Source organism: Mycobacterium bulgaricum (assembly GCF_041287165.2).
Classification (GTDB): domain Bacteria; phylum Actinomycetota; class Actinomycetes; order Mycobacteriales; family Mycobacteriaceae; genus Mycobacterium; species Mycobacterium bulgaricum.
The window spans coordinates 515,593-540,321 of sequence record NZ_JBGGKV020000001.1 but is presented as its reverse complement, the minus strand read 5'-3'; the positions used below and the strand labels follow the sequence as shown (position 1 = coordinate 540,321).

At 66.7% G+C, this 24,729-nt stretch carries 24 protein-coding genes, 1 tRNA gene, 1 other RNA gene and 2 pseudogenes; 12 read left to right on the top strand and 16 right to left on the bottom strand.

The window, feature by feature from the left end; genetic code table 11:
• Window positions 1-32 precede the first annotated feature (32 nt).
• Window positions 33-1,292: a Mur ligase family protein gene (locus ACAG24_RS02665; protein ID WP_445206155.1), complete on the top strand. Its 1,260-nt coding sequence runs from the start codon at window positions 33-35 to the stop codon at window positions 1,290-1,292.
• A complete protein-coding gene (locus ACAG24_RS02660; protein WP_370471139.1) occupies window positions 1,289-2,005 on the top strand; it encodes a type 1 glutamine amidotransferase in 717 nt (238 codons plus the stop codon). Before ACAG24_RS02665 ends, ACAG24_RS02660 begins: the two co-directional genes overlap by 4 nt.
• 29 nt (window positions 2,006-2,034) lie before the next feature.
• Here the strand turns inward: ACAG24_RS02660 and ACAG24_RS02655 are convergent, their stop codons facing one another.
• Complete coding sequence (locus ACAG24_RS02655; protein WP_370471138.1) at window positions 2,035-2,691, bottom strand: response regulator transcription factor; 657 nt, start codon at window positions 2,689-2,691, stop codon at window positions 2,035-2,037.
• Entirely contained in the window at window positions 2,676-3,899 is a 1,224-nt protein-coding gene (locus ACAG24_RS02650; RefSeq protein ID WP_370471137.1) for a sensor histidine kinase, read from the bottom strand. Before ACAG24_RS02650 ends, ACAG24_RS02655 begins: the two co-directional genes overlap by 16 nt.
• A 133-nt stretch (window positions 3,900-4,032) precedes the next feature.
• Between ACAG24_RS02650 and ACAG24_RS02645 the strand changes: the two genes are divergently transcribed.
• The gene (locus tag ACAG24_RS02645) at window positions 4,033-5,349 is read left to right on the top strand and encodes a cytochrome P450 (protein ID WP_370471136.1); all 1,317 of its coding nucleotides are present in this window, start codon (window positions 4,033-4,035) and stop codon (window positions 5,347-5,349) included.
• Here ACAG24_RS02645 and ACAG24_RS02640 read toward each other — a convergent pair.
• The 3 genes and pseudogenes from ACAG24_RS02640 to ACAG24_RS02630 form a co-directional block, all read right to left on the bottom strand.
• Window positions 5,309-6,196: pseudogene (locus ACAG24_RS02640) on the bottom strand (type IV toxin-antitoxin system AbiEi family antitoxin). The gene ACAG24_RS02645 and the pseudogene ACAG24_RS02640 sit on opposite strands and share 41 nt — an antisense overlap.
• Before the next feature lie 99 nt (window positions 6,197-6,295).
• Entirely contained in the window at window positions 6,296-6,907 is a 612-nt protein-coding gene (recR, locus tag ACAG24_RS02635) for a recombination mediator RecR (protein ID WP_370471135.1), read from the bottom strand.
• Window positions 6,908-6,911: 4 nt separating this feature from the next.
• Entirely contained in the window at window positions 6,912-7,244 is a 333-nt protein-coding gene (locus ACAG24_RS02630; RefSeq protein WP_370471134.1) for a YbaB/EbfC family nucleoid-associated protein, read from the bottom strand.
• A 115-nt stretch (window positions 7,245-7,359) separates the two neighbouring features.
• On the opposite strand from ACAG24_RS02630, the gene ACAG24_RS02625 reads away from it, so the two are divergent.
• Window positions 7,360-8,094 (top strand): Rv3717 family N-acetylmuramoyl-L-alanine amidase, encoded by a 735-nt coding sequence (locus ACAG24_RS02625; protein ID WP_370471759.1) that lies wholly within the window; start codon window positions 7,360-7,362, stop codon window positions 8,092-8,094.
• On the opposite strand, the gene ACAG24_RS02620 is transcribed toward ACAG24_RS02625, so the two are convergent.
• Window positions 8,091-8,549, bottom strand: coding sequence for an SRPBCC family protein (locus ACAG24_RS02620; protein ID WP_370471133.1), 459 nt, complete (start codon window positions 8,547-8,549; stop codon window positions 8,091-8,093). The two genes, ACAG24_RS02625 and ACAG24_RS02620, sit on opposite strands and share 4 nt — an antisense overlap.
• A 92-nt stretch (window positions 8,550-8,641) precedes the next feature.
• On the opposite strand from ACAG24_RS02620, the gene ACAG24_RS02615 reads away from it, so the two are divergent.
• On the top strand, window positions 8,642-10,021 hold the full coding sequence (locus ACAG24_RS02615) for an FAD-binding oxidoreductase (protein ID WP_370471132.1): 1,380 nt from the start codon (window positions 8,642-8,644) through the stop codon (window positions 10,019-10,021).
• The gene (locus tag ACAG24_RS02610) at window positions 10,018-11,340 is read left to right on the top strand and encodes a class I SAM-dependent methyltransferase (protein ID WP_370471131.1); all 1,323 of its coding nucleotides are present in this window, start codon (window positions 10,018-10,020) and stop codon (window positions 11,338-11,340) included. The genes ACAG24_RS02615 and ACAG24_RS02610 overlap by 4 nt, the downstream gene beginning before the upstream one ends.
• Window positions 11,341-11,344: 4 nt before the next feature.
• Here ACAG24_RS02610 and ACAG24_RS02605 read toward each other — a convergent pair whose 3' ends face one another.
• The 5 genes from ACAG24_RS02605 to ffs form a co-directional block, all read right to left on the bottom strand.
• Window positions 11,345-13,087 (bottom strand): peroxidase family protein, encoded by a 1,743-nt coding sequence (locus tag ACAG24_RS02605; RefSeq protein WP_370471130.1) that lies wholly within the window; start codon window positions 13,085-13,087, stop codon window positions 11,345-11,347.
• Complete coding sequence (locus ACAG24_RS02600) at window positions 13,056-13,457, bottom strand: hypothetical protein (protein ID WP_370471129.1); 402 nt, start codon at window positions 13,455-13,457, stop codon at window positions 13,056-13,058. The genes ACAG24_RS02605 and ACAG24_RS02600 overlap by 32 nt, the downstream gene beginning before the upstream one ends.
• Window positions 13,458-13,515: 58 nt before the next feature.
• Window positions 13,516-15,456: a DNA polymerase III subunits gamma/tau gene (locus ACAG24_RS02595; protein WP_370471128.1), complete on the bottom strand. Its 1,941-nt coding sequence runs from the start codon at window positions 15,454-15,456 to the stop codon at window positions 13,516-13,518.
• Window positions 15,457-15,482: 26 nt separating this feature from the next.
• Window positions 15,483-16,790, bottom strand: a complete 1,308-nt coding sequence (locus ACAG24_RS02590; RefSeq protein WP_370471127.1) for an aspartate aminotransferase type Ic — start codon at window positions 16,788-16,790, stop codon at window positions 15,483-15,485.
• 36 nt (window positions 16,791-16,826) lie between these two features.
• Window positions 16,827-16,921, bottom strand: an RNA gene (ffs, locus tag ACAG24_RS02585) — signal recognition particle sRNA small type.
• A gap of 93 nt (window positions 16,922-17,014) precedes the next feature.
• Between ffs and ACAG24_RS02580 the strand changes: the two genes are divergently transcribed.
• The 5 genes from ACAG24_RS02580 to ACAG24_RS02560 all read left to right on the top strand — a co-directional run bounded on the left by ACAG24_RS02580 (window position 17,015) and on the right by ACAG24_RS02560 (window position 20,842).
• A tRNA-Ser gene (locus tag ACAG24_RS02580) sits at window positions 17,015-17,100 on the top strand.
• A gap of 87 nt (window positions 17,101-17,187) precedes the next feature.
• Window positions 17,188-17,940 (top strand): lipid uptake coordinator LucA, encoded by a 753-nt coding sequence (gene lucA, locus ACAG24_RS02575; RefSeq protein WP_370471126.1) that lies wholly within the window; start codon window positions 17,188-17,190, stop codon window positions 17,938-17,940.
• Window positions 17,941-17,986: 46 nt separating this feature from the next.
• Window positions 17,987-19,009, top strand: coding sequence for a S1C family serine protease (locus ACAG24_RS02570; protein ID WP_370471125.1), 1,023 nt, complete (start codon window positions 17,987-17,989; stop codon window positions 19,007-19,009).
• A 45-nt stretch (window positions 19,010-19,054) separates the two neighbouring features.
• A complete protein-coding gene (locus ACAG24_RS02565) occupies window positions 19,055-20,125 on the top strand; it encodes an NAD(P)H-dependent amine dehydrogenase family protein (RefSeq protein ID WP_370471124.1) in 1,071 nt (356 codons plus the stop codon).
• A gap of 75 nt (window positions 20,126-20,200) precedes the next feature.
• Window positions 20,201-20,842 (top strand): GNAT family N-acetyltransferase, encoded by a 642-nt coding sequence (locus ACAG24_RS02560; protein WP_370471123.1) that lies wholly within the window; start codon window positions 20,201-20,203, stop codon window positions 20,840-20,842.
• Here the strand turns inward: ACAG24_RS02560 and ACAG24_RS02555 are convergent.
• The 5 genes and pseudogenes from ACAG24_RS02555 to ACAG24_RS02535 all read right to left on the bottom strand — a co-directional run bounded on the left by ACAG24_RS02555 (window position 20,839) and on the right by ACAG24_RS02535 (window position 23,745).
• The gene (locus ACAG24_RS02555) at window positions 20,839-21,588 is read right to left on the bottom strand and encodes a thioesterase II family protein (RefSeq protein WP_370471122.1); all 750 of its coding nucleotides are present in this window, start codon (window positions 21,586-21,588) and stop codon (window positions 20,839-20,841) included. The genes ACAG24_RS02560 and ACAG24_RS02555 overlap by 4 nt on opposite strands.
• The gene (locus ACAG24_RS02550) at window positions 21,585-22,100 is read right to left on the bottom strand and encodes a hypothetical protein (protein ID WP_370471121.1); all 516 of its coding nucleotides are present in this window, start codon (window positions 22,098-22,100) and stop codon (window positions 21,585-21,587) included. The genes ACAG24_RS02555 and ACAG24_RS02550 overlap by 4 nt, the downstream gene beginning before the upstream one ends.
• 23 nt (window positions 22,101-22,123) lie before the next feature.
• Window positions 22,124-22,237 (bottom strand): annotated as a pseudogene (locus tag ACAG24_RS02545) (ATP-dependent DNA ligase); the annotation flags it as partial.
• A 229-nt stretch (window positions 22,238-22,466) separates the two neighbouring features.
• Window positions 22,467-22,697 (bottom strand): hypothetical protein, encoded by a 231-nt coding sequence (locus ACAG24_RS02540; protein WP_267324297.1) that lies wholly within the window; start codon window positions 22,695-22,697, stop codon window positions 22,467-22,469.
• 298 nt (window positions 22,698-22,995) lie between these two features.
• The gene (locus ACAG24_RS02535) at window positions 22,996-23,745 is read right to left on the bottom strand and encodes an endonuclease/exonuclease/phosphatase family protein (protein WP_370471120.1); all 750 of its coding nucleotides are present in this window, start codon (window positions 23,743-23,745) and stop codon (window positions 22,996-22,998) included.
• A 689-nt stretch (window positions 23,746-24,434) separates the two neighbouring features.
• On the opposite strand from ACAG24_RS02535, the gene ACAG24_RS02530 reads away from it, so the two are divergent.
• Entirely contained in the window at window positions 24,435-24,716 is a 282-nt protein-coding gene (locus ACAG24_RS02530) for a helix-turn-helix domain-containing protein (RefSeq protein WP_370471119.1), read from the top strand.
• The last annotated feature ends 13 nt before the right edge of the window (window positions 24,717-24,729 follow it).

The following is a 24,729-nucleotide window of genomic DNA, read 5'->3' as shown; positions in this document are numbered from 1 at the left end:
CGCGTGTCGGGCGCTCTTCTAAACTGCCGGGAATGGTGGTCACCGCCGGAGGGCAGGAGCGCAGCGACCGGGGAATGTCTCTGCGCGGACGAGTCGCGCTCGCCGCCGGCGCGGGCGCACGCTGGGCGTCGCGCGTCACCGGCCGCGGAGCGGGCGCGATGATCGGCGGCCTCGTCGCGATGACGCTGGACAAGTCGATCCTCGGCCAGCTGGGCCGGGACCGTCGCGCCGTCGTCGTCACCGGTACGAACGGCAAGTCGACGACCACGCGGATGACAGCGGCCGCGCTGTCCACGCTCGGTCCGGTCGCGACCAACGCCGAGGGCGCGAACATGGACGCCGGGCTGGTGGCCGCGCTGGCCGCCAAGCCGGACGCGTCGCTGGCCGCGCTGGAGGTGGACGAGATGCACGTCCCGCACGTCATGGATGCGGTAGAGGCCGCCGTCACCGTCTTGCTGAACCTCTCTCGCGACCAGCTCGACCGCGTCGGCGAGATCAACCACATCGAACGCACGCTGCGCGCCGGTCTGGCCCGGCACCCGTCGACGGTGGTCGTCGCGAACTGCGACGACGTGCTGATGACGTCGGCGGCCTACGACAGCCCGAACGTGGTGTGGGTGTCCGCCGGCGGCGGATGGGCCAGCGACTCGGTGAGCTGCCCGCGCTCCGGCGAGGTCATCGTCCGCGACGGTGAGCACTGGTACTCGACGGGCATGGATTTCAAACGACCTGATCCCGACTGGTGGTTCGACGACACCCACATCCACGGCCCGGACGGGCTCTCTTTGCCGATGACGCTGACCCTGCCGGGCACTGTGAACCGCGGCAACGCGACGCAGGCGGTGGCCGCCGCCGTGACGTTGGGCGCCGACCCCGCCGCAGCGGTGTCCGCGGTGTCCGCTGTCGACGAGGTGGCGGGCCGCTACCGGACGGTCCAGGTCGGCGCCCACACCGTGCGGGTGCTCCTTGCGAAGAATCCCGCCGGATGGCAGGAGGCGTTGTCGATGGTCGACCGCGACGCGGCGGGCGTGGTCATCGCCGTCAACGGGCAGGTGCCCGACGGGGAAGACCTGTCGTGGTTGTGGGACGTGCGCTTCGAACACTTCGAGACGGTGAAGGTGGTCGCCGCCGGTGAACGCGGCACCGACCTCGCGGTCCGCCTCGGTTATGCGGGCGTCGAGCACACGCTGGTGCACGACACTCTCGCCGCCATCGCGTCCTGCCCGCCGGGGCACGTCGAGGTGCTCGCCAACTACACCGCGTTCCTGCAGCTGAACAGGCGGCTGCGATGACGGAGTCGACGGTGCGGATCGGGCTGGTGCTGCCCGACGTGATGGGCACCTACGGAGACGGCGGCAACTCCGTGGTCCTGCGACAACGGTTGCGGCTGAGGGGGATCGACGCTGAGATCGTCGAGATCACCCTCGACGACCCGGTGCCCGCGGAGCTGGACATGTACACCCTGGGCGGCGCGGAGGACTACGCCCAGCGGTTGGCCACCAAGCATCTGATCCGGTATCCCGGTCTGCAGCAAGCGGTTTCACGCGGTGCGCCGGTGCTGGCGATCTGTGCGGCGATCCAGGTGCTGGGACACTGGTACGAGACTTCAGCCGGCGAACGCGTCGACGGCGTCGGCGTCCTCGACGTGACGACATCCCCGCAGCCGGAGCGCACCATCGGCGAGGTCGCCTCCGCACCGCTTGTCGACGGGCTCACCGAGCCGTTGACAGGGTTCGAGAATCACCGTGGTGGAACGGTTCTCGGCCCCGAGGCGCAACCGCTGGCCGCGGTGACGAAGGGTGCGGGAAACCGCGCCGGCGACGGTATCGACGGCGCGGTGCAGGGCAGCGTCGTAGCGACCTATCTGCACGGCTGCTGCCTGGCCCGCAACCCGCAGCTCGCCGACCATCTGCTGTCCAAGGTGGTGGGACCCCTTGCGCCGCTGGATCTTCCCGAGGTCGCGCAGCTGCGCAAAGAACGGCTTGCGGCGCCGCGGCGGGTCTAGCTTCGCCTGTCTCCTCTTCGCGCGAGCGCTCATCGGGTCGCGACGATTCCGTTCTGATACGCGTACACGATGGCCGCGGCGCGGTCGCGCAACCGCAGCTTGAGAAAGATCCTGCCGATGTGGCTCTTGACGGTGACACCGGAAATCACCAGCTCGTCGGCGATCTCGGCGTTGGAGCGTCCCTTCGCCATCAACCGCAGCACATCGAGCTCCCGCGGCGTCAGCTCGTCGACGGCCTCGGGCGTCGGCTCCTGCGCCGTCGTCCGGTAGGTGTCCAGTACCCGCGCCGTCACCGACGGGTCGAGGAAGCCGTCACCACGGGCCACCGCGCGCACCGCGCGGATCAGCTCCTCGGCCGGCGAGTCTTTGAGGACGAAACCCGCTGCGCCGGCGCGTAGTACACCGGACAGCAGCTCCTCGTCACTGAACGTGGTCAGCGCGAGCACCGGCGGCCCGCCTGCTTCGGCGAGCTGACGCGTGGCCTCGATCCCGTTGACGCGCTTCATCCGGAGGTCCATCACCACGACGTCGGGAGAATGCTCGGCGACCGCCGCGGCCACCTCGTCGCCGTCGGCGCACTCCCCGACCACGGCGATGCCGTCCTTGCGACGCAGGATCCTGCGCAGTCCCGAGCGGACCAGTTCCTGGTCGTCGACCAGAAGGGTGGTGATCAGGCCGTCGGCCATGCGCCCCAGCTCCGGAGCCGGCAGGGATCGTCGTCGAGCGGGATGGTCGCCCGCACCACCCAACCGTCGTCATGGGGACCCGCTGTGATGGTGCCGTCCAGCAGCTCGACACGCTGGCGCATGCCTCGCATGCCCCGGCCGTCCACGCGACGCGCGGCGACAGGCACCGGAAGTCTGTTCGTGACCGTCAGCACCGCCGAGCCCTGCGACACCGTGAGCGTCATCGTCGACTCCGCATCCGGCGCGTGCTTGGCGATGTTGGCGAGCGACTCCTGCGCGATCCGATAGAGCGCGAGGCCGGCCGCCGCCGACAGCCGGTCCTGCGGGCCACTGGCGTGGAACCTCACCGTCAGACCTGCCCGGACGAAATCGTCCACAAGCGTGGGGATGTCACCGACACCCGGTTCGGGGGCCACCTTGCCGACCGCCTCGTCGAGCAGTCCGACGGTCCGCCGGATGTCGGCCATGGCCTGGCGACCCAGCCGTTCGGCCTGCTCGAGGGCTTCGACCGCCTCGTCGACATCGCGATCCTGCTGCAGTCCGCGGCGGGCACCGGTGACGTGCAGCAGGGTGACCGAGAGCGAGTGCGCGATGACATCGTGGACCTCGCGGGCGATGCGGCGGCGCTCGTCGGCTGCGGCATGCTCGGCGAGCTTCTGCTGCGCGTCCCGCTGCTCCATCAGGAGTTGCTGCTGAATGCGCATCAGATAGCCGACCAGCCAACCGATCCCGATGAAACTCAGATACAGCCAGGGCGTGTCGACGCGGCCCATGGAGACCGCGGCTCCGAGGATCGCCGCGGCCGTCCCGGCGGCCAGCATGCCGCCGCGGATCGAGGTCATGGAGCCGATGACCCCGGTGACGAGCCCGAGCAGCACCGGGGCGAAGTCGCCCTCGATCGGCGCCGACATACCGAATATCCAGATCGAGATGGCCAGCATCCAGGCAAGGCCCAGGGCCAGCGCCTCGAGCGCGGGGGCCACGGTCATCTCGATGCCGAAGAAGACGATGTAGGGCGAGTAGGCGACGACGAGGCCGATGACGGCGATCCACCACTGCGACTCGGGCCGCTGCAGCAGGGCCACCGCCGACACGACAAGCAACGTGATGTCGATGCTCACGACAATCGGCCAGGAGAACCCGCCCGGCATCATCTCGCCTTTACGGCGCAGGTATCGCCGGAAATGGCGCTTGACCGCAGCCAGCATCACGCCAGCTTATGGGTGCAACGGCTGCTTTGGCATCAGTCTCGGGTAGGGGATCGGTCTCCTACCACGGTAGGAGACCGAGATCGAACCGCGGCACGACGACCTGGGGGGCCGGCCCTCATAGCGTCGAGGCATGGCTACCACCTCTCGAGCAGGCGTCTGGCTGCGTTGGGCGTCGGTACACGGCATACCGCGGACGTTCCTGTCGATACGAGCCCGACGCGGCGAGCCACTGGCCCGTCTGATCCTCGGCAGAGGTGACCGCGAGGCCCTCATCGAGGAGATCCGCGCCGCCGGACCGCTGCTACGTACCCCCGTGGTCTGGGTGAGCGCGGATTACGAGGTCTGCCGGACAGTGCTGCGCGACAACGACTTCGGCGTGGCCGACCCCAACGAGACGGGGCTGCCCGACGCGCTGCTCGGGCTGGTCCGCCGGGTGGACCCGGCGCTGCCCAACCCGGTGGAGCCGCCGGCGATGCTGATGACCGATCCTCCGCAACACACCGAGTTCCGGCGGTTGGTGGCGCGCAGCTTCGCGCCCAAGTCGATTGCGGCGCTGGACACCCGGATCGGCGACCTGACCGCGGAGTTGCTCGACGACCTGGACCGCCGACCCGAGGTCGACCTGATCTCCGACTATGCGGCGCTGCTGCCCGCGGCGGTGATCTCTGAGGTGCTCGGCGTGCCGGCATCGGAGCGCACGCGAATACTGGGGTGGGGCAACACCGTCGCAGCCCTGCTGGACATCGGTATCGCGTGGCGACCGTTCCGTGCCGCGATCGATGACCTCCGCGACGTCGACAGCTATCTCGGCGAGCACTTCGGCAGGCTGCGCGCAGACGGCGGCGACGGGACACCGTTCAGCAAGCTGGCGCTCGACGGCAGCCTGTCAGGGCGGGAACTGACGTCCAACGCGGCGCTGCTGATCGGCGCCGGAATCGAGACGACGGTGAACCTGATCGGCAACGGCATCGCCGCGCTGCTCGGCCATCCCGACCAGCTGGCGTTGCTCCGCGACGACCCCGGGCTGTGGCCGTCAGCGGTGGAAGAGATCCTGCGATACGACAGCCCGGTGCAGATGACGGCGCGAACTGCGCACTGCGACAAAGAGATCGCCGGGTCGACGATCCCGAAGGGGGCGGTGGTCGTGTTGCTGTTGGGTGGCGCCAACCGCGACCCGCAGGTGTTCGAACGTCCCGACGTCTTCGACGTCACCCGGCCGAACGCACGTGACCACCTCGCGTTCGCCACCGGTATCCACGTCTGCCTGGGCGCGGCACTGGCTCGCATCGAGGGCACGACGGCGTTGCGCGAGTTGTTCACCCGATACCCCGATCTGCACCTGCGGGCACCGGCAGAGCCGCGCGGCCTGGTGAACCTGAACGGTTACCGGCGGTTGCCCGCAGTACTCACGCCGCGCGTGTCCGCGCGAACCGCTGGACCTCGCTGAGCTCAAGGAAGCATCCGCGGCGGGCCAGTGCTTTTTCCGTTCGTGCCAACCAGTCCCCCGGGCGGTCTTCGGCGATGACGCGGATGACGATCCAGCCTCGCTGTTCCAGCATCCGCAGCCGTGCGATGTCCTTGACGTACTGCTGCCGGTCCTTGCGGTGATGGTCGCCGTCGTACTCGACGGCGACCTTGTATCCGGGCCAGCCCATGTCGAGGAATGCGATGGGGCGGGTTCCGTCGAACACGGGAATCTGCGTCTGCGGGCGGGGAAAGCCGCAGTCCAGCAACCACAGTCGCAGCATGCTCTCGCGCGGTGACGCCGCTCCCCCGTCGACGAGCGGAAGCAACTCGCGCAGTTGTATGACACCACGGGCGTGCCGGTGCCGATCGGCGAGATGGAGCACTTCGGCGATGTCGTAGTGCTGATTTCACATCAACGCGTCCAGGCGCGCCAGCGCACCGAACCTGTCGAGGTGGCGCCCCAGGTCGAAAGCGGTCCGTTCACGAGTCGTCACCGGAAGTCCCGACCGGCGGGTGGCCTCGTCGGACGCCACACGTTCCGTTCGCAGAACGAGGCCCTCCTGAGGCCGACCTTTCACTCCGGTGATCTCTATCGGAGTAGTCGGATCCACCCACGGCGCTCCGTGAAGGGCCGCGGCCGCCGACCCGGCGACCACACCCTTGCGCCCGGTGGCCAGCCACGCCCCGATCGCGCGGTCGCGCAACGTGATCTCGACGCCCCTGCGGATGAAGACGCCACGGTAGAGCTTCGTGCAATCGCGTGCCAACTCGTGTCGTGTCGCGACACCTGCCCTGACGGCCTCCCCGCCGAGAATCACCTTGGCCATGGCGTCATCGTGCCAACGCCCACCGACAAGCGTTGAAATCCACCTTTTGCAGACGTTTTACGAGTAGATCGCTGCAAAAAGTGAATTCGGGCGTGAAACTCAGGCCATTGCGCGACGGCCGGCCAGCGCGCGCCCCAGCGTCAGCTCGTCGGCGAACTCCAGATCCCCGCCCATCGGAAGCCCAGACGCAATGCGCGTCACGGTCAGCCCCGGGATGTCGCGGAGCATCCGCACCAGGTAGGTCGCGGTCGCCTCGCCCTCGGTGTTCGGGTCGGTCGCGATGATGATCTCGGCGACGTCGACACCGTCGACGCGTTCCCCGATCCTGTTGAGCAGCTCACGAATTCGCAGCTGATCGGGTCCGACGCCGGACAGCGGATCCAGCGCCCCGCCGAGCACGTGGTAGCGCCCACGGAACTCGCGGGTCCGCTCGACGGCCTGCACATCCTTGGGTTCCTCGACGACGCAGATCAGGGATGCGTCACGGCGCGGGTCGCTGCAGATCCGGCAGCGCTCGGCGTCGCTGACATTGCCGCACACGGCGCAGAACGTGACGCCGTCACGCACCCGGTTCAGCACAGCGGTGAGCCGGTCGATGTCCGGCGGCTCGACCGAAAGCAGATGGAACGCGATCCGCTGGGCGCTCTTGGGCCCGATACCCGGCAGCTTGCCGAGCTCGTCGATCAGATCCTGGACGGGTCCCTCGAACAAAAAGTCACATCCCCGGCAGGCCCAGGCCGCCCATACCGCCCGCCAGCGGTCCCAGCTTCTCGTGGGCGAGGATCGTCACCTGCTTGGCGGCGTCGGCGATCGCGCCGACGATGAGGTCCTGCAACGTTTCCGGGTCCCCTGGATCAATCACTTTCGGGTCGATCGAGACGCCGACCACCTCGCCGCTGCCCTTCATCGTCACCTGGACGAGTCCTCCGCCGGCCTGGCCGTGCAGTTCGGCGTTGGCGAGCGCTTCCTGGGCCTCCATCAGCTGCTGCTGCACCTGCTGTGCCTGCGCGAGCAGGGCTGACATGTCGGGCTGGCCATCCGGTTGCATGACGGATCCTCTACATATTGATTGCGGTGCGGTATCGACTTGGTTGCGCTCGCCCTTCAAGGGCACTTGGGACTTTCAGCGTAGTCGGCGCCCGGGCTACCGTGGCGCCGTGCCCATGCCAGCCTGCCTGCGTGTCGGGGCCGCTGCGGTGGCCGCAGTGCTCGTCGCCGCGACCCCTGCCTTCCCCGCGCAGGCCGCCCCGGCCGCCATCGCAGGCAAGATCGTGTTCCTCGACCCGGGCCACCAGGGCTCGATGGAAGGGCTGAGCCGCCAAGTGCCGACCGGCCGCGGGGGCACCAAGGACTGCCAGGCCAGCGGCACCTCCACCGAGGACGGCCTCACCGAGCACACCTTCACCTGGGACACCACGCTGCGCATCCGGCAGGCGCTGACGGCGCTCGGGGTGCGCACCGCGCTGTCACGCGGCGACGACACCGGACCCGGTCCGTGTGTCGACGAGCGCGCCGCGATGGCCAACTCGATCAGGCCGAATGCCGTCGTCTCGATCCACGCCGACGGCGGCCCACCCACCGGCCGCGGTTTCCACGTGCTGTATTCGTCGCCCCCGCTCAACAACGCGCAGGCCGGACCGTCCGTGCAGTTCGCCAAGATCATGCGGGACCAGTTGGCCGGGTCCGGCATTCCGCCTGCGACCTACATCGGCACCTCCGGGCTCAATCCGCGGCAGGACATCGCCGGGCTGAACCTCGCGCAGTACCCGTCGATCCTCGTCGAGTTGGGCAACATGAAAAGCCCCGTCGACTCGGCGCTGATGAAGAGCCCCGAGGGCCGCCAGAAATACGCCGACGCCGTCGTGCGCGGCATCGTCGCGTTCCTGCAGCAGGGCTAGGTGTTCTCGACGCCGAGGGTGCCTTCGACCTCGCGCTTGAGGTTGCCGAGCACCTCGGCCTGGATCTTGCGCAGCCCGATCGGCGCGAACGTCTTCTCGAAGAATCCGCCGATGCCGCCCGCACCCTGCCATGACGTCTTCACCGTCACCGACGAACCCGGCCCTGCCGGGGCGACGGTCCAGTTAGTCACCATCGTCGAATTCGCGTCCTTCTCGATGACGGTGCGACCTGCGACGTCGACGTCGGCCTTGACATTGCGGGACCGCGATTTGGTGGCCTGCAGCTTCCACTCCGCGACCGTGCCTGCGCCCTGACCGCCCTCGAGCACGCGGTAGCCGCTGTAGTGCTCGGAGAGGATCTTCGGACGCATGGCCTCGTAGTCGGCGACGGCTGCCAGCACCGTCGCCGGATCGGCGTCGATCAGAACCGTGCTGGACGCGCTGACCTGTCCCATCAGTGCAAACTCCTTGTTCAAGTGGGGGCGCAGAAGCTCAGAGCAGAGGTGCTGCGGTCGCATCCACTGCTACCGCGGACTAGCGTATATGTGTGTCTGTTGTCCCGACCGACGCACGGGCCGCTCACGCCGACGGTGTGCAGCGGTTGTTGGCAAGTTATCGCGCGATCCCCCCCGGCGCGACCGTCCGCCTCGCCAAACCCACGTCCAATCTGTTCCGCGCCCGCGCCGCACCGACGGCCAGGGGCCTCGACACCTCGGGGCTGACGGGCGTCATCGCCGTCGACCCGGTGGCGCGCACCGCCGAGGTCGCGGGCATGTGCACATACGAGGATCTGGTCGCAGCGACGCTGCCCTACGGACTTTCACCGCTGGTGGTCCCACAGCTCAAGACCATCACCCTCGGTGGCGCGGTGACCGGTCTCGGTATCGAGTCGGCCTCGTTCCGAAACGGACTTCCGCACGAGTCAGTGCTGGAGATGGACATCCTGACCGGTACCGGCGATATCGTGCGGGCAACGCCGGGCGAGAACGCCGACCTCTACCGGGCGTTCCCGAATTCCTATGGCACGCTCGGCTATTCGGTACGCCTGAAGATCGAGCTGGAACCGGTCAAGCCGTTCGTGTCGCTACGCCACCTCCGCTTCCACTCGCTGTCTGAGCTGATCGATGCCATGGACCGGATCGTCGAGACGGGCGGGCTGTACGGCGACCGCGTCGACTACCTCGACGGGGTGGTGTTCAGCGCCGACGAGAGTTACCTCTGCGTCGGAATCCAAACCGGCACACCCGGACCTGTCAGCGACTACACAGGCAGCGAGATCTACTATCGCTCCATTCAGCACGATGACGGGGAAAAGCACGACCGGCTCACCATCCACGACTATCTGTGGCGGTGGGACACCGACTGGTTCTGGTGCTCAAGGGCATTCGGGGCGCAGAACCCCCGCATCCGGCGCTGGTGGCCCAGGCGGTACCGGCGAAGCAGCTTCTACTGGAAGCTCATCGGGTACGACCAGCGGTTCGCCATCGCCGATCGCATCGAGAAACGACACGGCCGCCCGATCCGCGAACGTGTCGTCCAGGACGTCGAAGTGCCTGTCGAACGGACGGCCGACTTCCTGCACTGGTTCCTCGACACCGTGCCGATCGAACCGATCTGGCTGTGCCCGTTGCGTCTCCGCGACGAGCGCAGCTGGTCGCTCTACCCCATCCGGCCACACCACACCTACGTCAACATCGGCTTCTGGTCCTCGGTGCCCGTCGGACCCGAGGAGGGGCACACCAACAAGTTGATCGAACGCAGGATCAGCGAACTCGACGGGCACAAATCTCTGTACTCCGATGCGTTTTACTCCCCTGAGGAGTTTGATGCTCTTTACGGAGGGGAGATCTACAAGACCGTGAAGAAGACGTATGACCCAGACTCGCGTTTCCTCGACCTCTACGCGAAGGCGGTGCGACGGCAGTGACCACTTTTCGGGAGCGTACGGGCGGTCCGTCACAGGATCCCGACCGCAGGCTGACTCTGGCCGAGGTGCTGGAGATCTTTGCCAGAGGCCGAATGCCGCTGAGGTTCACGGCGTACGACGGGAGCAGCACGGGTCCCGACGATGCGACGCTCGGGCTGGACCTGCTGACGCCCCGCGGGACGACGTATCTGGCCACGGCTCCCGGTGATCTGGGCCTCGCCCGGGCCTACGTGTCGGGCGATCTGGAGATGTTCGGTGTGCACCCGGGCGACCCGTACCCGCTGCTCACCGCGCTCGTCGAGAAGCTGAACTTCAAACGGCCACCGGCGCGCGTGCTGGCCAACATCGTGCGCTCGATCGGCATCGAGCACCTGGTGCCGATCGCGCCTCCTCCCCAGGAGGCCCTACCACGGTGGCGGCGCATCGCGGAAGGCCTGCGGCACAGCAAGACCCGCGACGCCGACGCCATCCACCACCACTACGACGTGTCGAATGCGTTCTACGAGTGGGTGCTCGGACCGTCGATGACCTATACGTGCGCGTGTTATCCGCACCCGGACGCCACCCTGGAGGAGGCGCAGGACAACAAGTACCGCTTGGTGTTCGAGAAGCTGCGCCTTGCGCCCGGCGACCGACTGCTCGACATCGGTTGCGGCTGGGGCGGAATGGTGCGCTACGCCGCCCGGCACGGTGTCAAGGCCATCGGGGTGACGCTGTCGAAAGAGCAGGCCGAGTGGGCACAGGCCGCCATCGTGCGGGAAGGTCTCGCCGATCTGGCCGAAGTGCGCCACAGCGACTATCGCGACGTGCGCGAATCGCAGTTCGACGCAGTCTCTTCCATCGGTCTCACCGAACACATCGGCGTGGCCAACTATCCGTCGTACTTCCGGTTCATCAAGTCGAAGCTGCGCACCGGCGGACTGGTCCTCAACCACAGCATCACCCGTCACGACAACAAGACGGGGCCCGCGGCGGGCGGGTTCATCGATCGCTACGTGTTCCCTGACGGGGAGCTCACCGGGTCGGGGCGGATCATCACCGAGATCCAGGACATCGGCTTGGAGGTCGTGCACGAGGAGAATTTGCGCCACCACTACGCGATGACGCTGCGCGACTGGTGCCGCAACCTTGTCGAGCACTGGGACGAGGCCGTCGCCGAAGTGGGCCTGGCCACCGCGAAGGTCTGGGGTCTCTACATGGCCGGGTCGCGAGTCGGCTTCGAGCAGAACGCCATCCAGCTGCATCAGGTGCTTGCCGTGAAGCTGGACGAGCGAGGCGGTGACGGCGGGCTTCCGCTGCGACCGTGGTGGAACGCGTGACGTTCTAGCGCAGCGGTTTCCAGCGCAGGAAGACGTTGCCTTGTCCGCGTAGTGCGGGCGCCAGCTCGGGAAGGTGGCGGGTCAGCACCGATGTCATGTCGTTGTCGTCGATCCAGGCCATGCCTTCGGGGGTGTAGATCCGCGGGGTGAAGTCGACGCTGTAGAACCGGTCGCTCTTGAGCCTCCGGGTCGCCATCAGCACGAAGATGCGAAATGCCGTCTCTCCGAACGCGAATCCGCGGGGAAGTCGCTCCCCGTACATGCCGACGACGGTGTCGACCCTGTCGATGTCACCGTCGTAGATGTGGCGCAGCTTCTCCGCCGTCTCGAAGCTTCCGCGGCTGATCTCGTCGAAGCTGCGGACCCGCGGCAGCCGCAAGCTCTCCCGAAAGTCGTTGTACCGGGGCACTCCCCGCTCCCGGGACCGCAGCACGTCGACCGCGTTGAGGTCGATGACGAGTGAGTCCGTGCGGTCGAAGCGCTCCATGAACCGCGGGCTGTTGTGCAGGGCAAGTGCTCCCGCCTCGCCGACACCGAAGGTGTACATTGCGTTGCCGTGACCGACCTTCTCCAGGGCGCTGCGCGACCGGGTGCTGCGGATGTCGTCGAACGAACACGACAGTGACGGTGCGCCGTCGAGCGTGACGAACCCGAAATCGTCGGGTAGCAACGGGTGCATGCGGTACACGGTCACGAATTCCTCGGTGACCGAATAGGGCGCGGCATGGTGATCGGTCGCAGACCCCGGGATCCCGCTGACGAAGTCACTCGAACTCAGCCGTCCCGCAAGTCTTTTCACCCGCTCACCGGCGGCACCGAACCAGTTCCCCCGCATGCCCTGCTCCAACGCGGGATGTCCGAGCAGCGCCGGTGTCCATTCCAGGGTGTGGATCTTGGTGATCAGCGCGGTGGTGACAAGGCGGGCCTTCTCGAAGAGCAGATCGTCCGACCACCGCGGGTACGCCGAGGCCAGCCGGTCACAGATTGCGTTGTGCTCGTTCATGAACAGCGTGGTGAGCAGTTCCAGACCCAGCCACCACCCGTCGTTGGTGAGGAAGGGCTCGTCGTCGACGGTCACCTTGCCGCTCCGGCCGCTGCGCACCGCCTGCTGCGCGGCCACGGTGCTGCCGTAGATCTGCGAGCCGTCCCACCAGTGGCTGTCGACGTTGAGGTAGGTCCTGGATGCGGAGTCGTCCGGCGCGGTCGGGTCGTCGGGTGTCGCCGGGACTGCAACCGGATCGGTGGGCCACTCGTATCCGGCGGGCCGGGGAACCTCGATCATCCGATCGGTGGTGGTGCCGTGGCTGAACCAGTCGTGCACCTCGAACTGCAGCCACGCCGCAGCGAGCACGTTCACCTGCCCGGCGCCTGTGAAGGTCTCGCGTCGGAGCAGTTCGGTGCTGATCGTCAGCGGGTTGGGCTCCAACAGCTCGGGCGGTTGCTCGGCCGGGGCCGATCCGGGCCGCAGGTTACGCCCGAAGCGGGTGCCCGCCATGCCCATCGACGGCACCGACAGGTCGTTGTACGAGCCGTCGACGGTCCGCACCGTCAGATACTCGTCGGGCTCGCGCGGAGGCGCGGCGGGAGGCGCGCCGTCGTAGGTGTCGTACAGGTTGTCCTGGCGCAGACGGTTGCGGATGCCGACGAGCGACAGCAGGCCCAGCGTCGGTGGCAGGCGGTCCCACCCCCACCGGCGATCGAGGAACTCGGCCAGCTCAATGAACAGCTGTGCGCCCCGCTTCGACACGTCGGCCCCCTCTCCAGGCGATGACGGCCAGGCCCGTGTTGACGGCCGAGATGCCGACAGCGGTGAGTCCCTGCTTGCGCGGCAGGTCGTTCCGGACGGTGGTGACGGCCGCCGAGGCGGTGTCGGCGGCATGGATGAGCACCGCGAGCTTCTCCGCCCGGCGCAGCTCGTCGCCGGTCAGCAGGAGCAGGTCCAGGCCGATGAGCACGGTGCGGACGCCGAACATGCGGAACGGGTAGGTTCCCGAGCGATCCGTCGCGGTGTCGACGCCGAGCCGGCCGAGGAGTTTCTCCGGGATCAGCAGGCCCGCGGCCCCGTTGAGGATCCGGATCGCCGCCAGCACCTTGCGGGCGATATCAGGGAGCACCATGACTTGATCATGGCTGCCCGACGCGGCGTGTGCCTGCGTAGTCGGATACCTGTTTTGGTCAGCCGTCGATGCGGCGCGCGCCCAGCTCGTTCTGCAGCAACTCCAGCGCCACCTCTTCCGGGTCCCGGCGCGGGGCGGCGGGGTCGGCAATGCTCGCTTCGGCCAGCATGTCTTCTTCGTCGTCCTCGGGCGGCGGCGGCGGGGTCTCCGGCGGGGGGACACGCTCGACGCGGGGACGTTGCGGTGCGGCCCGCTGGGGTGGTGGCGCCGGCGGCGCGGCCGCGACGGGTGCCGCCGGTGACTCACCGCCGGCGTCGCACCGGATCTTCCAGTCCACCCCGAGCGCATCTTTGAGCGCTTCGCGGATGACGTCGGCGTTGCGCTGCTCGACGAGCCGCTTGGCCAGCGGTGCCGATTCGTGGCTCAGCACGAGAGTGTCCCCCTCGACGGCGCGCACGATGGCGCCCGCGAGCATCACTTCGGTGGTGCGGCTTCGTTCCCGAACCTTTTCGCGCACCGTCGTCCACATGGTGCGCACCGCGGCCGCATTCGGCTGGCCCGCAGCGACGGCGGCGGCAGGGGTTGCGGGAGGAGCTTCCACGGCGGGGGCAGAAGGTTGCCGCAGCGGAGGCGGTGGGTTCGGAACCGATTGCGGCTCAACTGCTTTGGGTGCCGGCTCGACCGGTTGGGGCGGCGGCTCCGCGGCTCTGGGGGCCGGGGGTGCCGGGGCAGGCGCCGGCGGAGCCGGCTCAGGCGGGGCCGGCGGGGCCTCGCTCTTGCGCACGAACTGCTTTCGCGGCGCGACGGAGACACTGGGGGCGATCTCGTCGCTGGCAGGGATCGACAGGTCGAGCCGGGTTTCGATGCGCTCGACGCGCTGCAGCAGCGCGGCCTCGGTGTCACTTGCCGAGGGCAGCAGCAGCCTGGCGCAGACCACTTCGAGGAGAAGCCGCGGCGCCGTCGCTCCGCGCATCTCGCCGAGGCCGGCGTGCACCACCTCGGCGTAGCGCGTCAGCGTCGCGGTGCCCAGCCGTTCGGCCTGTTCGCGCATGCGCTCCAGGATGTCCTCGGGGCCGTCCACCACACCACGGGCGGCGGCGTCGGGTACGGCCTGCAGCACGATGAGGTCCCGAAAACGCTCCAGCAGATCGGTGGCGAACCGGCGCGGGTCGTGCCCGGCGTCGATGACGCCTTCGACCGCACCGAACAGTGCCGCCGAGTCGCCCGCGGCCAGCGCGTCGATGGCGTCGTCGATCAGTGCGACGTCGGTGGCACCCAGTAGTGACAGCGCACGCTGGTAGGCGACGTGGTTGCCGTCGGCGCCGGCGAGCAGCTGGTCCAGAACGCTGAGCGTGTCACGCGGCGAACCGCCGCCGGCACGGATGACGAGGGGATACACGGCGTCGTCCACGTCGACGCTCTCGGACGCGACGATCTTCTCGATCAGCGTCCGCATGGTCCGCGGCGCCAGCAGCCGGAACGGATAATGGTGCGTACGCGACCGGATGGTCGGCAGCACCTTCTCCGGTTCGGTGGTGGCGAACACGAATATCAGATGGTCCGGCGGTTCCTCGACGATCTTGAGGAGCGCATTGAAGCCGGCGGTGGTGACCATGTGCGCTTCGTCGACGATGAAGATGCGGTAGCGCGACTGTGCGGGCGCGTAGAACGCGCGGTCACGGAGTTCGCGGGTGTCGTCCACACCGCCGTGGCTCGCGGCGTCGAGTTCGACGACATCGACGTTGCCCGGGCCGTTGGGGGCGAGCGCGACACACGAGTCGCACACCCCGCAGGGCGTGGCGGTGGGCCCCTCGGCACAGTTCAGCGAGCGCGCGAGAATGCGCGCCGACGACGTCTTGCCGCAACCGCGCGGGCCCGAGAACAGATAGGCGTGGTTGATGCGGCCGGAGTTCAGCGCTGTCGACAGCGGCTCGGTGACGTGTTCCTGGCCGACGACCTCTGCGAAGCTCGCCGGTCGGTACTTGCGGTAGAGAGCCACGGAAGCAGGCTACCCAGAGTGTCCGACTACTTCTCGGGAGGTAGGCCCAGCAGGTGCTCGGCGGCCGACAGCAGCGCACACGTCGAGAGACCGTCGATGGCCGCACGCAGATCCGACGTCGCGGGGAACGTCGGCGCGATGCGGATGTTCTTGTCCTCCGGGTCTTTTCGGTACGGGAACGACGCACCCGCCTCGGTCACCGCGATGCCTGCCTCCTTGGCCAGCGACACCGTGCGCTTGGCCGTGCCGGGCAGCACGTCGAGGCTGATGAAATAGCCGCCCTTCGGTTCGGTCCACGACGCGATCTTCGACTCGCCGAGCCGGTCTTCGAGGATCTCCAGCACGAGTGCGAACTTCGGGGCCAGCAGTTCCTGGTGGCGCTGCATGTGCAGTCGCACACCGTCGGCGTCGCCGAAGAACCGCACGTGACGGAGCTGATTGACCTTGTCGGGGCCGATCGACCGCTTCCCCGCGTGCTGCAGGTACCACGCGATGTTGCCCAGCGAACCGCCGAGGAAGCTGACGCCGGCACCGGCGAACGTGATCTTCGACGTCGACGCGAAGATCAACGGCCGGTTGGCATGGTTGGCCGCCGAGGCGAGGCCGAGGATGTCGACCTGCCTGACGAAGTCGTGGGTGAGCGTGTGGACGGCGTACGCGTTGTCCCACATGATCCGGAAATCGGTTGCGGCGGTTTCCATCTGAACCAGACGCCGGACCGTCTCCCAGGAATATGTGGTGCCCGTCGGGTTGGCGTACACCGGCACGCACCAGATGCCCTTGATCGCCGGGTCCGCGGCCACCAGTTCCTCGATGAGGTCCATGTCGGGGCCGTCATCGAGCAGCGGCACCGGGATCATCTCGATGCCGAGGCTCTCGGTGATCGCGAAGTGGCGGTCGTATCCGGGAGACGGGCAGAGGAACTTCACCCCGGTCCCGTCGCGAAGATCCTCGATCCACGGCCGCGGCGAATCCACCCCGCCGTGCAGCAGCGAGTAGACGATCGCGTCGTGCATGAACTCGAGGCTGGCGTTGTTGCCCGCGATGAGATTGGGCACCGGGATGCCGAGGAGCTCGCTGAAGATCGCCCTCAGTTCGGGCAGGCCGTGCAGCCCGCCGTAGTTGCGTGTATCGGTGCCGTCGGCGTCTTTGAAAGCGCCGGGGCCGTCACCGGGTAGTGCGAGCAGTCCATTGGACAGGTCGAGCTGTTCGGCGCACGGCTTACCGCGGGTCAGGTCGAGGCGGAGGTTCTTGGCCTGCAGTTCGGCGTAGTTGCGCTGCTGCAGGTCATGCTGTGCGCGCAGGTCGTCGCGGCCCAGCGAATGAAACGACACCGCTCGCCTTTCACCGTCGAAGGAACGAAGGGGGGCATAAGGGGACCCCGCGCACCCGCCAGAGCCCGTTGACCCTTGCTGCCTTCCGGCCCTGGGGGAGTTCACAGGATAGACGCCGCGCGGGGTCCACGGCGAGTGTAATACGCCGACGCTCATCTCCCGCCAGCGAGGAGCTCAACGGCAGATTTGGGGGACCACCAGGGCGGTCGGCTACCATGACCGGCGGAGGATTCGCCTAGTGGCCTATGGCGCTCGCCTGGAACGCGGGTTGGGTTAACAGCCCTCAGGGGTTCAAATCCCCTATCCTCCGCGCTCGCCCGGGGTGCGACCGGCTGACGACCCGCACGGTCGCGCCCCGGGATTCGACACAGGGCGGGCTACACGATCGAGGAGGATTATGGGCCGCACCGCTGCGGTGATCTGGCACGCGTCGTTCTCCATCGCCGCCGGGGTCCTGTACTTCCTCTTCGTCCTCCCCCGCACGCTGGAGTTGCTCGGCGACACCTCCCACACGCTCGGCACCGCGTTGCGCATCGTGGCCGGCGCGCTGATCGGGCTCGCCGCGCTTCCTGTGGTGTTCACGCTGCTGCGCACCCGCAGGCCCGAGTTCGGCACTCCGCAGCTGGCACTGAACCTGCGCACCGCCTCCATCTCGCTGCACGTCCTGGCCGGCGTGCTCATCATCGGCGCGGCCATCAGCGAGATCTGGCTGTCGCTGGATTCGGCCGGACAGTGGTTGTTCGGCGTCTACGGAGCCTCTGCCGCCGCCGGACTGCTCGGCGTGTTCGCCTTCTACCTCGCGTTCGTCGCCGAGATGCAGCCGCCACCTCCGAAACCGCTCAAGGTCAAGGAGCGGGCCGGCCGGCGGGGCCGCAAAGACGGTGCCGGTGGGGCTGAGGAGGCGGAAGAGACTGACGAGGTCGCTGGCGACGAGACCGTGGACGCCGATGACGTCGACGCAGATTCCGGCGCCGACGACGGGGTAAAGGCCCAGGGTGACGAGAACGACACCGAGGCCGTCGAAGCGCCTCCGATCGAAGACGCCGAGCCTGCCGCCGACGGCAAACTGCAGAACCGGCGCCCGACCGGTAAGGGATCGGTTCTCGGACGGCGTAAGCGGACCCGCGGCGGCGTTGCCGTCGAGGACTGACGCGACCTCGTCACATCGACAGCAGCCGACGTCGCAGACACTATTGATGGGTATGGGCCTCATTCGCCGACAACGGACGCTGCTGCTGGCACTCGCTGCGATCCTCGCGCTCCTAGCTCCCGTGGCCCCGGCAGCGGCCGCCCCGGGTGATCCTGCCGACGCGTCGACACAAGTGGATCCCTCTGTCGCTCGCATCGACACCACCGTCGACTACCAGGGCGTCATCGGCCTCGGCACAGGCTTCGTCATCAGTCCCGGCGGTCAGGTCCTGACGAATTTCCACGTCGTTCAGGGTGCCGATCGCATCACCGCGACGGTCGGTGGCCGCCAATATCCGGCGCAGCTCGTCGGCTACGACCGCGGACGTGACGTCGCGGTCATCCAGCTACTCGGCGCCGCCGGTTTGCCGACCGCGCCGATCGGCGACGCCAATCTTCTGGCGCCGGGCGAACCTGTCGTCGCCCTGGGCAATGCCATGGGCTCGGATGCTCCGCTGACCCGCGAGGTCGGCACCCTCACCGCGTTCGGGCGCACCGTCGAAGCCGAGGACGCGCTGACCGGATCGACCGACCAGCTGACGGGCCTGTTCGAGTTCGCCGCACCGGTTCGCGCAGGCGACTCCGGCGGTCCGGTGGTCAGTTCGACCGGGCAGGTTGTCGGCGTCACCACCGCTGCGTCGGTGAACTTCCGGATGGGTCCCGGCGGCAAGGGCTTCGCGATACCGATCAACGATGCGATGCAGGTGGCCGGCCAGATTCAGGCCGGAATCCGATCCGACAATGTCCACATCGGTCCGCCCACCCTGCTGGGCGTGGGTGTGCGCACCGCGCCACGGGACGCCGCCGGTGTGTTGATCCAGGAGGTCATGGTCGGCGGTCCCGCCGACCGGGCAGGGCTGATGGCGGGCGACATCATCGTCACCCTCGACGGCACCTCGCTCGATTCGACCAACACGCTGACGTCCGTTCTCGACCGGCATTACCCCGGCGATCTGCTCGACCTGGTGTGGATCGATCGATCGGGTCAGACCAGGACCGGAACGGCGTTGCTGACCCCCGGCGGCAATTGACGCAATGTAGCCCAGCTAGACAGCGTGCGACCCTATGCTGAGCGAGTGCCCAACAATGCGTCCTATCGCGTCGTCCAGTGGACGACCGGAAACGTCGGCAAGTCTTCGGTTGCGGCCATAGCGGCCAATCCCACGCTCGAATTGGTGGGCTGCTACGCCTGGTCCGACGACAAGGTCGGAAAGGACGTCGGCGAGCTCGTCGGGATCGAACCGCTGGGCGTCACCGCTACCAACGACGTCGATGCGCTGCTCTCGCTCAAGCCCGACGTCGTGGTCTACAACCCGATGTGGATCGACGTCGCCGAACTGGTGCGCATCCTCGAGGCCGGCGTGAACGTCGTGGCATCCGCCTCGTTCATCACCGGAGGAAATCTCGGCGACGGTCGGGAGAAGCTCGCCGACGCGTGCCGGCGCGGCGGGTCGACACTGTTCGGCTCGGGCGTGAGCCCGGGGTTCGCCGAACTGCTCGCCATCGTCGCGGGCACCGCTTGCGACCGGATCGACAAGATCACGATTGCCGAATCCGCCGACACCACCCTCTACGACTCCCCCGAGACCGAGAGGCCCGTCGGCTTCGACATGGCCATCGACGACCCCGCGCTGCCACCGATGGCCGCGAAGGGCACGGCGGTGTTCGCCGAAGCTGTCCAGCTGGTCGCGGATTCCCTCGGCATCGAACTCGACGAGATCACCTGTGTGTCCGAATACGCCCAGACCACTGAGGATCTCCCGATGGCATCGTGGACGATCAAGGCAGGACATGTCGCCGGGGTGTTCGCCAGCTGGCAAGGCCGCGTGAACGGCAAGACCGTCATCGACATCAACGTCCGGTGGAAGAAGGGCCAGACCCTGGAGCCGGACTGGAAGCTCGACGGCGACGGCTGGAAGATCACCATCGACGGCCGCCCCACGGTCAACATGCAGGTCGGCTTCCTGCCACCGCAGGACATGATCGAGAACGCCAAGACGCTCGAGGACTTCTTCGTGCTCGGCCACATCATGACCGCGATGCCGCCGATCCACGCCATCGCGGCGGTTGTGGCGGCGGCGCCGGGCATCGCGACCTACAACGACCTGCCGCTGCCCCAACCCCGAGGGGTCGTACCCGCTGGCTAACCTGACCGAGTGCCGGCGACGCGGCGTCAGGAAAATGCGTTGAGTTGACGGCCTGGGTGCGGTGCCATGGAGGACATGTCCACTGCGATCTGGCCGCTGTTCGGGCTCGGGGTCTCGGGTCCGCGGCTGTCGCTGCGCTACCTCGACGACGACCTCGGCGCCCAGCTTGCCGAGTTGGCCGCACACGGCATCCACGATCCCAGCACCATGCCGTTCTCAGAGCCGTGGACGGACGTCGAACCGCCCGAGCTGCAACGCAATTCGTTGCGCTACTTCTGGCGCTGTCGCGCCGAGACCACCACGGAGAGCTGGCATCTGAACATGGCGGTGCTGGAGCACGGCGATGTCGTCGGGGTGTGTGCCGTCGACGCGCAGCAGTTCGGCGCCACCCGCACGGCGACCACCGGGTCATGGCTCGGCCGCCGCTTCCAGGGCCGAGGCCTGGGACGCGAAATGCGCCAGATGGCTCTCCACCTGGTTTTCGCCGGACTCGACGGCCGGTGCGCGCGCACCCGCGCCTGGCACGACAACGTCGCGTCGCTGGGCGTCACCCGGTCGTTGCCCTACACCGAAGATGGCATCACCACGGAGAAGCGCCGTGACACCGACGACACGATGCTGTCTTTCTCGATGACGCGCGAGCGATGGGAGACCGTGCGCTGCAACGACATCGACATCCGCGGACTGAAGGCGGTGCGGGAGTTCCTGGGGATCTAACCCGCCGCGCGCAGCGTCCGTGTGACGACCTCGATGATCTTCTGCGGCTGCTTCTCCAGGAAGAAGTGTCCGCCGGCGAAGACGTGGACGTCACCGCCGCCGGTGGTGTGCTCGTGCCACGCGCGCGCGGCGGCGTCACTGGTCTTCGGGTCGTCGAGGGCCGTCAACACGACGATCGGAGCGCTGATGCCGACCTCGGTGCCGCGGTGATAGGCCTGCAGCGCGCGGTAGTCGTTGCGGAACGCGGGTAGGAACGTGGAGAGCAGTTCCGGATCGCCGAGCACTCGCGGGTCCGTACCGCCGAGTTCGCGCATCACGTCGACGAGAGCGGCGTCGTCCTTGAATTCGCGTTCGTCGCCGTAGCGGCTCGGCGCGCGTGAACCGGACGCGAACACCGTCAGGACCTGGCGTCCGCCCTGTATCTCGTAGCGGCGGGCCACTTCGAAGGCCAGCACCGCGCCCATGCTGTGCCCGAAGAACGCCGTCGGTGCGTCGGGCAGGGTTCCCAGCTCGGTGAACACCTGGTCGGCCAGCGCGTCGATGGAGTCGACGAACGGCTCCGCGTAACGATCCTGGCGGCCCGGGTACTGCACGCCGTACACCTCGAACTCCGGGGCCAGGGCCGTCGACATCGGGAAGTAGTAACTCGCCGAACCTCCGGCATGCGGTAGGCAGACGAGGCGCACGCGGGCGTTCGGGGCGGGATGGAAGTTGCGGAGCCAGCGGCTGCGCGGCGGGGTGGTCACGGCGCAGGGGGAGCGTCGACGGGCGGCGCCTCGCCGGGTGGCGGAGGTGGCGGTGGCGGGGCACCCTCGACAACCCGGAGGACGTTGGCCGACAGCCGCGCGCCGGGCGCGACCTCGACGGTCACGTCTTTCAGAATCTCGGCTTGCTGGCCGGTGACGGTGAACTTGCCGGGCTGTGGGGCGAGGCCGCCGACCACCTCGTACTCCACGGTGAACGGCGTCTCCGGAAAGGGATGCAGACCAACATATTCCGGGTTGATCGTGTACGTGTACAGGCAGACTGTATTGGTCGGATCACATGCCGAAGCGGTGACGTTGACGGTGATCTGGAACTCCTCGGCGGTCGGCACCGACGGCGGTGGCGGTGTCGGCGGGGTGTATCGGGGCGAGGACGCTTCCTGCTGCTGGTCACGGCTTCCGAAGATCATGAAGGACGCGATGCCGATGCCGCTGGCGAGCATTCCGATGATGGCCACAGCGGCGAGCAACTTCCGAATGGTGTTGACCGGCATGCACAGCAGGGTAGCTGGCCGCCTCAGTCGGCGATGCGATTGCCGTGCTCATCCCAATGCGCGGCGACTTTCTTGCTCGGCTGCACCCGAGGCGGTTCGCCCGGCATCTTCGGATAGCTCGGTTCTCTGGGTAGTTCAGGGGTGTGCGGTCCCGGTGTACCCAACGCGGTGCCAGATTAGGGCCCATGCGACCCTGCTAGCTACTACTGGGTTTGCTGTTGATAGTCAGCACCGAATTAGCGAAGCTCACGACCGTCTGGGCAGTTGCGTAAACGAAACGGAACGCCTGTCAGTACTGTCGCCGCTAGGAAGCAAAGCGTTGACTCCAAAGATGAAGGACCGCACCCAAACCACCGGCGTAGCGGACTAGTCATCGACATTGAGCGGATGCCGCCGCCGGCGGTCTGCGATCATGGCCCGCGCGGCTTCCGGCAAACCGTGGTCTGATGGCATGAAGACGACGATCACCTTGCTTGATCCCCTCTTCTCGCATTCCCCTGCGACCCGGGGAATCACGTACTCCTCCTCCAGCTGCTTCAGCCACTCCACTTCTGGATCAAGTTCATCACCGCCGCCCGGAAGCCAGCCCACCTGCACGCCGTCGACGTAAACACCTATTGCCCACGGCGAAAGCGGCGTCCTTGTGAACTGAAGGATCGCCGTCAGAGGGCCCAATTGTTGACGGACGACTTTTGCTCGGCGATGACTGCCAGTGACCTCGCGCGGCCAACTACCCGGTACGTCCACTTCCGCAGGAGTCGGATAGGGCCCTAGCCGGACACTCGAAGTTTTCGGCGTTGATCCGCTATCGGACGCCGACTTCGACCGCGACTTACGGTCTTGCTGCGGTCGCGACGACCAAGGCAGCCAATCCCAGAATCCCACGAAACAAACCCTATATCGCCAAGTCAGTCAACACTATAGAATGATCGGATAGTTTACCCGCACCACGGACATGATGAACATGCTCAGCTTTTAGGATTTGATCACGCAAAAGTGCCGAAACAAAAACATAGTCTAGACGGAATCCGTTGTAGTCTCGTGAGTTCTGCTGCGAGTAATAGGTATATTCTTTCCTGCCGGCATTTAGGTGACGCCATGTATCTACATATTTCTCTAGACGCAAGATCCTAATATTGTCCGAGAGCTTGAACGGGGTGCCCTGCGCATCCTCCTTGAGCCCGGTATTTAAGTCGCCCAGTAGTACAGTTTTCTCATTCTTATTCGCTTGGGCGTAACGGATCACTTCGTCCCAGAAGTTCTGCTTTCGCCGTTCTCCAGAAATACCGTATCCATCTTTGAACTTACCGGTGGTTGCATCAGGAATATGGACAGCAAGTACATTCAAGTCGAGGCTCTCGATTCTGACTGACAACCACCGTTCCTGATCATTCGGCAGAGTTCTGGGCACAATTTCAATCGGACGATTGGACGCAACCAGGACGCTGTGGGCATTACCCTGTTCGCAGGTTGTTTCGGTGTACACGAGTCCGCTCGCTGTGAGCGAGTTTCGTAGGCCATCGAGATTTCCGTAGGTGACCTCACTCAAAGCAACAAAGTCCGGATCCAGCAGCTTGATCTCTTCCACTATTTCAGTGATTCGCTGCCCGCCACCGCGGTTTATATTCCACGCTACGAACCTCACCTTGCCCCCGTTCAGTGGATGCGGACGTTAATTACCTTGCGAGCTTTGCTCGAAAAGCTAACATGCACCAACGACAAGCTGCCCGGGGCAGGGCGGGGAGCCCGCACCATACGAACCTCGGGTTCAGGCGCCAAGCTATCTAGCCGATCAATTGACGACCCGACCACGGACAAACGTTTGCCGAACGTTCTCGGGCACGGGCCACCGCATCATGAAATATCCGTTGCACTGCTGGATCTTCGGACTGACTCTCAGCTTCGTAATGCAGCCGAGTCCCACACCGGCGAACGGTGTGGACTACGTAGTGGACGTCAATGCTGCAAAGTTCCTTGTGCAGCTCGGCCAGTAGTTTGTACCAGCCTGGCCCACAGGCGATTTCGTTGTCGGGCCCAGTCGGCATCCTGAGGAGCACTGTAACTAGGGCGTCTCGGTACTTGCCTGCATCGCTCGGGACGTTGAGCACTGGGGAGAGATGTGTGTCGTTCGATCCCGAAGCCTGACAGCCGGCCGACGTGTCGTCGACATCCATTGTTGCGATCTCCTGAGTATTCGCTCATCTATCACTGCGTTCGTCGGCCACCGTCCTCTTAACGGGAGGCAATCAACATAGGTACGATACGCATGGGAGCGATACGCATGCGTACAAAACACTCTGGTACTTTCCGCATGAGGTCGATGGGGTTGCTGGCGTGCCAACGCCCACTCCGGATCGATCGGTTGTTAATTCCACGACTGCCGCCTTCGGTGAACGGGTCCGAAGCCGAAGGCAAGAACTCGGACTCAGCCAGGAGGCCGCTGCGCAGCGCTGCGGGATCCATTGGACACAGTTCGGCAAGGTGGAGCGTGGTCAGCGCAGCCTGAGGCTCGAGACGATCGTTCGCATCGCGGACGGACTAGCCATTGACGCCGGTCAGCTCGTTTCCGGGCTACCCCTGCCAGAGTGGCGAGGGCGAGATCAAGTTCAGCAGTAGTTGCACCCACCCC